This window comes from Cellulomonas iranensis NBRC 101100 = JCM 18110 (assembly GCF_001552375.1).
Classification (GTDB): Bacteria; Actinomycetota; Actinomycetes; order Actinomycetales; family Cellulomonadaceae; genus Cellulomonas; species Cellulomonas iranensis.
This window is the reverse complement of record NZ_BCRB01000138.1, coordinates 1-5,417: the sequence shown is the minus strand read 5'-3', so window position 1 is coordinate 5,417 and position 5,417 is coordinate 1. Positions and strand designations below refer to the sequence as shown.

Annotated in this window: 6 protein-coding genes; 5 read left to right on the top strand and 1 reads right to left on the bottom strand. The window is 78.7% G+C overall.

Going from position 1 to position 5,417, the window contains the following annotated elements:
- The coding region (locus CS2_RS17490) for an ATP-binding protein (protein WP_156442201.1) at positions 1-1,384 on the bottom strand (1,384 nt) is incomplete at its 3' end.
- Between the two features lie 476 nt (positions 1,385-1,860).
- On the opposite strand from CS2_RS17490, the gene CS2_RS17480 reads away from it, so the two are divergent.
- From CS2_RS17480 to CS2_RS17460, 5 genes are all read left to right on the top strand, one after another.
- Entirely contained in the window at positions 1,861-2,094 is a 234-nt protein-coding gene (locus CS2_RS17480; protein WP_046530029.1) for a PspC domain-containing protein, read from the top strand.
- Between the two features lie 85 nt (positions 2,095-2,179).
- Complete coding sequence (locus tag CS2_RS17475; protein WP_046531105.1) at positions 2,180-2,614, top strand: ATP-binding protein; 435 nt, start codon at positions 2,180-2,182, stop codon at positions 2,612-2,614.
- A 177-nt stretch (positions 2,615-2,791) separates the two neighbouring features.
- Positions 2,792-4,285 carry a MinD/ParA family ATP-binding protein gene (locus tag CS2_RS17470; protein ID WP_070320934.1) on the top strand — a complete coding sequence of 498 codons (1,494 nt, stop codon included), beginning with the start codon at positions 2,792-2,794 and terminating at the stop codon, positions 4,283-4,285.
- Positions 4,286-4,445: 160 nt separating this feature from the next.
- Positions 4,446-5,060: an RNA polymerase sigma factor gene (locus tag CS2_RS17465; RefSeq protein ID WP_307416098.1), complete on the top strand. Its 615-nt coding sequence runs from the start codon at positions 4,446-4,448 to the stop codon at positions 5,058-5,060.
- Positions 5,061-5,179: 119 nt separating this feature from the next.
- Positions 5,180-5,417: hypothetical protein (locus CS2_RS17460; RefSeq protein WP_156442200.1), on the top strand; the 238-nt coding region annotated here is incomplete at its 3' end.

Genomic DNA, 5,417 nt, shown 5'->3' with positions numbered 1-5,417 from the left:
GCTGCACGGCGCGCTCCGACTCGCCCGCGCGGCTCGCGGCGGCGGCCGCGGTCCGCAGCACCGCGGCGTGCGACGCCGGGAGCCCCGCGGCGACCTCGGGCACGGCGTCCCACAGCCGCAGCACCACCTCGAGGTGGCGCAGCTCCTCGGCGGGTGCGAGCACGCGCGCGGCCTGCACCGCGGCCTCCCACGACGCGCCCAGCGCGACCGGCAGGTCGGGCACGCGCAGCGCGTGCGCGGCGCGCTGCGCGGCGGCACCCGGCGTGGGGGTCGCGTCGAGCGCGGCGAGGAACGCGCGGTGCGCCGCCGCGGCCTCACCGGGCAGCAGGTCCGCGTAGACGGCCTCGGCGAGCAGCGCGTGCCGGAACGCGATCCGTCCGTCCTCGACCACGAGCACGTGCTGCGCCACGGCCTCGCGCAGGGCGGCGTCGACGGCTCCGACCGCGGGTGCCGCCCCGGGGCCGGCCTGCGCCGCGGCCCGCAGCAGGGGCTCGTCCACGCGGCGCCCCGCGGCGGACGCGAGCTGCACGAGCCGCACGGTCGCCGCGTCGAGGCGCTCGACCCGCGTGCGCAGGACGTCGGCGAGCGACCACGGCAGCGCGTCGGCGTCCGCGCCGGCCTCGATGAGCTCCTCGGTGAAGTACGCGTTGCCCTCGGCGCGCTCGCGCAGCCGGTGCAGCTGGTCCTCCGGCAGCGCGCGGCCCGCGACGGCGGCCGCGAACTCGCGCAGCTCGTCGTCCGTGAACGGGGCGAGCGCGAGGTGGCTGCTGCGGGGGTGCCGCGCGAGCTCGGCGGCGACGGGGCGCCACGGGTGCCGGCGGTGCAGGTCGTCGGTGCGGTACGTCGCGACGACCAGCAGCGGCTGGTCGGACAGCCGCGACACGACGAACCGCAGCAGGTCGCGGCTCGACGCGTCGGCCCAGTGCAGGTCCTCGAGCACGAGCAGCAGCGGGTGCTCGGTCGACGCGCACGCCGCGAGCACCTCGAGCACGCCCTCGAACAGCTCGCGCCGCTCGTCGGCCGCGTCGGCGGGGCCCGCGTCCTCGGACGTGCGTCCGCCCGTGCCCCCGAGCAGGCGACCCAGCGCGGGGCGTGCCTCCACCACGCGCGCGACCGCGGTCGGGTCGGTGCCGCGCAGGACGCCGAGGGCCTCGGCGAACGGCAGGTAGGGCAGCCCGATCTCGCCGAGGTCGACGCAGTGGCCCGTGACGACGCGCGCCCCGCCGGCCGCGACCACGTCGCCGACGTGCCGCAGCAGGCGGGTCTTGCCCACGCCCGCGTCGGCGCCGAGCAGCACGAGCGTGGGCGCGCCGGTGCGCGCACGGTCCAGCGCCTGGGCGAGCCGGGCGACCTGCTCCGTGCGCGCGACGAAGGGGGTGCTCATCGGGCCGCGTACCACGCACCCGATCCTCGCAGCGACCACCGACGTCCGGGCGGCCGTCCGCCGACCCGGCGCGCCGCGGGCGCGTCGGCGGCCCCCTGGCCGGCCCGCGCGCGGCGTGCGTCGGCCGTGCGTCGTGCGTCCGCCACCAGCCGCTCCCGGCGGTAGGCGACCTCGGCGTCCAGCGCCGGTCCCCAGAGCTCGATGCCCATGGCGTCTCCCGTCCCCGTGGCCCGCGTCGTCGTCGCGCCGGTCGCGGGCCCTCACCCGGCACACGACCACGCTCGTCCTGAGTCCCCGCCCGGCGCATCGGTCGGCCGCCCACACCCGCGGCGCCCGGAGCGTCTGAGGTACCTCAGGCCCTCCGGGGGCCCGGGGTCGCTCTCGGGGTGCGGACCAGGGGCGCGTGGGGGTCGGGCCCGGAGGTGCCGCGGCGGTGGGGCCCGCATGCTGGTGGTCACGACGACGGAGGAGGACGCATGGACGGGGTACGCGCGGCGTTCGCACGGGCCGGGCTGGTGCGCACGTACGAGGGGCGGTGGCTCGCGGGCGTGTGCTCGGGCGTCGCGGCCCGGCTGGGGATCGAGGCGTGGGTCGTGCGGCTCGTGCTGCTGCTCCTGCTGGTGCTGCCGGGCAGCCCGTTCCTGGTCTACGCGGTGCTGTGGTTCTGCATGCCGCCGCAGGGCTGGGTCGCGCCGGTGCGCGACGCGTGACGCGCGCCCGGACGTCGGTGCAGGTCAGGCGTCCGGGTGCCGGTCCGAGCGGCGGGGACGGCCGCGGTCGGGCACCCTGGTGCCCGTGGGTGACGTCCGAGACCTCCGTAGCCGGCGTGGCGCGCCGCCTCCGCTGCTCGACGACGAGCTCGTGGTCGCGGCGGAGCGCAGCGCGCCCCGCGCGGCACGCCACTGGGTGATGCGCTCGGTCGCCGGAGCCGGCGTCGGGGGCGCGTGCAACCAGGTGATCGAGCTGCTCGCGGGCGAGCTCGTGTCGAACGCGGTCGTGCACGGCCCGGCCGGCGAGCCGGTGCGCGTCGCGGTGCGCGTCGACGGCCCGCGGGTGCGCGTCGCGGTGTCCGACCGGGGCGGCGGCGTGCCGCAGGTCCGGCACGCCGAGCCCACCGAGCCCAGCGGCCGCGGCATGGCGCTCGTGGAGGCGTTGTCGACCACGTGGGGGACCGCGCGGCTCCCCGACGGCGGCACGACCGTCTGGTTCGAGCTCGACACCGACGAGTGACGCCGATGCGGGCGGCGTCACACGGTCGGCGGTCGCGCGGCGCCTCGCGTCCCCGCTGTGCGTTCGCGTCCTGCTGACGATACGTTCGTCCAGGATGTGGCGTGCTCGCGCCTGCGGCGTGACCGGTCACCGGGTGCCGCGGTCGAGCCGCCGTCGAGCAGGACGAAGGAGCGGACGATGACGGACAGCGGCGGCACGGTGGCGGCGGAGCCGGTCACGACGACGGGCACGGTCCCCGCCGTGGACGGCACGGACGCCGCGGGGCGCCTGCCGCAGATCCGGGCGGAGGTCCGGGAGGACGGCACCGGCGAGATCTCGGTGGACGGCGTGCGCGAGCAGGTCGCGACGGCCGACCTGGCCGAGGCCGGGGCGGCCATCACGGCGCGCATCGCCGCGCTCGCGGCCGACGCGGGGCGCGCGCTGCCCGTGGAGGTGCGGGACCCGGACGGGCTGTGGGCGCTGCTGATCCACCCCGACGGCCGGGTCGACGAGGCGAACGACGCCGACGTCGCGCCCCTGAGCACGCCCGTGCCCGTGGTCGACCCGGCGTGGTCGGCCGCACCGCCGGTCGCACCGCCGTCGTCGCCGACGCCCGCGGTGGCGCCGCCCTCGGGCGCCGTGCCCGTCGCCCCCGGCGTCCCGGAGCCCGCCCCGTCCACGGGCGCCGTGCCCGCGGCCTCGCGCGCCGCGACGCGCACCGAGGCCCGCGCGGAGCGCGCACCGTCCGACGGGTCGTCGCTGCCGACGCTCGACGACCTGCTGGCCGCGCGTCACCCCGCGCACGAGGGCCCGGCCGAGCTCGGCTGGCAGCGGGCCGTGCGCCGCCTGACGTTCGGTGCCGTCGCACCGCGACCCGGTGCCGCCGAGCGTCGCCGCCGCTCGCAGGTCGACGCCGTGCGACGCACGTTCGACGGCCCCCGCACGGTCGTCGTCGTGAACCCCAAGGGCGGCGCCCACAAGACCACCGCGACGATGCTCCTGGCCTCGACGTTCGGGCTGTCGCGCGGCGGGTACACGCTCGCGTGGGACAACAACGAGACGCGCGGGACGCTCGGCTGGCGCTCGCAGCACGGCGACCACCAGCGCACCGCCGTCGACCTGCTGCGCGCGCTGCCCGAGCTGACGTCGCGCGGCACGATCCGCATCGGCGACCTCGACACGTTCGTCCGGACCCAGCAGGACGAGCAGTTCGACGTGCTCGCGTCCGACGAGAACGCGGCGTCGGTGTCGAGCGTCGACGCGGCGTCGTACCACGCGCTGCACGACGTGCTGTCGCAGTTCTACCGGGTGCTCGTGGTGGACACGGGCAACAACATGCGCGCCTCGAACTGGCAGGCGGCCGTGCAGTCCGCCGACCAGCTCGTGGTCGTCTCGACGCTGCGCGAGGACACCGCGCAGTCGGCGGCGTGGGCGCTCGACGCGCTGCGCGCCACGGGCCAGGAGGAGCTCGTGCGGCAGGCCGTGACGATCCTGTCGTTCCCGGAGCCGAAGGTCGACAAGGACCTGCGGCAGCGGCTGCGCTCGCACTTCGGCGCGCTCACGCGGGGCGTCGTCGAGGTGCCGCACGACAAGGCGCTCGTCGCGGGCGGGCCCATCGACCACGCGGCCCTCAAGCCGTCGACGCGCGACGCGTGGCTGCGGGCGACCGCCGTGGTGGCCGACGGCCTCTGACGCGCGGCGGCGGTCCCCGGCGGGGCGCTCGGCGCGGCGTGCCGGAACTCGTGCGGCTCGGCGTGCAAGATCCCGGCAGGTCACGACACCGGGAGGGTGAGGGCGGTGGCAGCAGCACGCCGCCGCCCGGTCCGCCCGTCCGCCCGCCCCGGGAGCCGCAGTGCCCGCGCACCCTCAGCACGAGCCCACCGCCCGCCCCGCCCTGCGTGCCGTCGTCACGCCCGCGGGCGACCTCGACCCCGCCGCCGACGTGACGCGTGACGGGGCGGCGTCGCCGGCCGGGCCCGCGACGCCGCGCGACGCGCCCTGGTTCGAGGCGCTGGTGCGCGACCACGCGACGGCCGTGCACCGGTACCTCGTGCGCCGCGTGCCCGCGTCCGACGTCGAGGACCTCGCCGCCGACGTGCTGACGGTCGCGTGGCGCCGCCGCGACGACGTGCCGGAGGGCGCCGAGCTGCCGTGGCTGTACCGCACGGCGGGCTTCGTGGTGTCGAACCACCGCCGCAAGGGACGCCCGGTGCCGGTCGCGGACGTGCCGGAGGGGGTCGACGCCGACGACCCCGCGCTGCGGGCCGTGCGGGACGAGACCGTGCGGACCGTGCTCGCGGGGCTGTCCGCGCGGGACCGCGAGGTGATCCTCCTGCACGCGTGGGAGGGGCTCACGGGGGACGCCCTGGCCGAGGTGCTGGGCATCGGCCGCGGCGGCGCCGACGCCGCGCTGTCGCGGGCGCGGTCGCGGCTGCGCGCCGCGCTCGACGACGCCGGCGTCGCCTGAGCGCACGGTCGGGCGGCGCGTCCCCGCGCCGCTCCGCGGACCCGTGCAAGACCCGCGCCCCCGGCCACACAGACGGGGTGGAGGGCGGTCACGCCCGGCGACACGCTCGGAGGGACACCATGGACGACACGCGCGAACCCCGCGACACACCCCGTGACGAGGGCACGACGGCCGCCGCCGACGACGCCGCGGTCGCCCGGGTGCGCGCGGCCGACCCGGCCGCGGGCACGACGCCGGACCTGCCGCGCCTGCACGCGCGGCTCGCCGAGACGACGGGCGTGACCTTCACGGCCGCCGCACCCGCCGACGAGCTCGCCGCCGCGCGGCGGCGCCGGTCCGGCCCGGCGCGCTGGGCGC

What these genes read in the sequence shown, in the direction of transcription:
- CS2_RS17480 (WP_046530029.1), top strand. Translation starts at nt 1,861, where the DNA reads ATGGACGGGGTACGCGCGGCGTTCGCACGGGCCGGGCTGGTGCGCACG.
- CS2_RS17470 (WP_070320934.1), top strand. Translation starts at nt 2,792, where the DNA reads ATGACGGACAGCGGCGGCACGGTGGCGGCGGAGCCGGTCACGACGACG.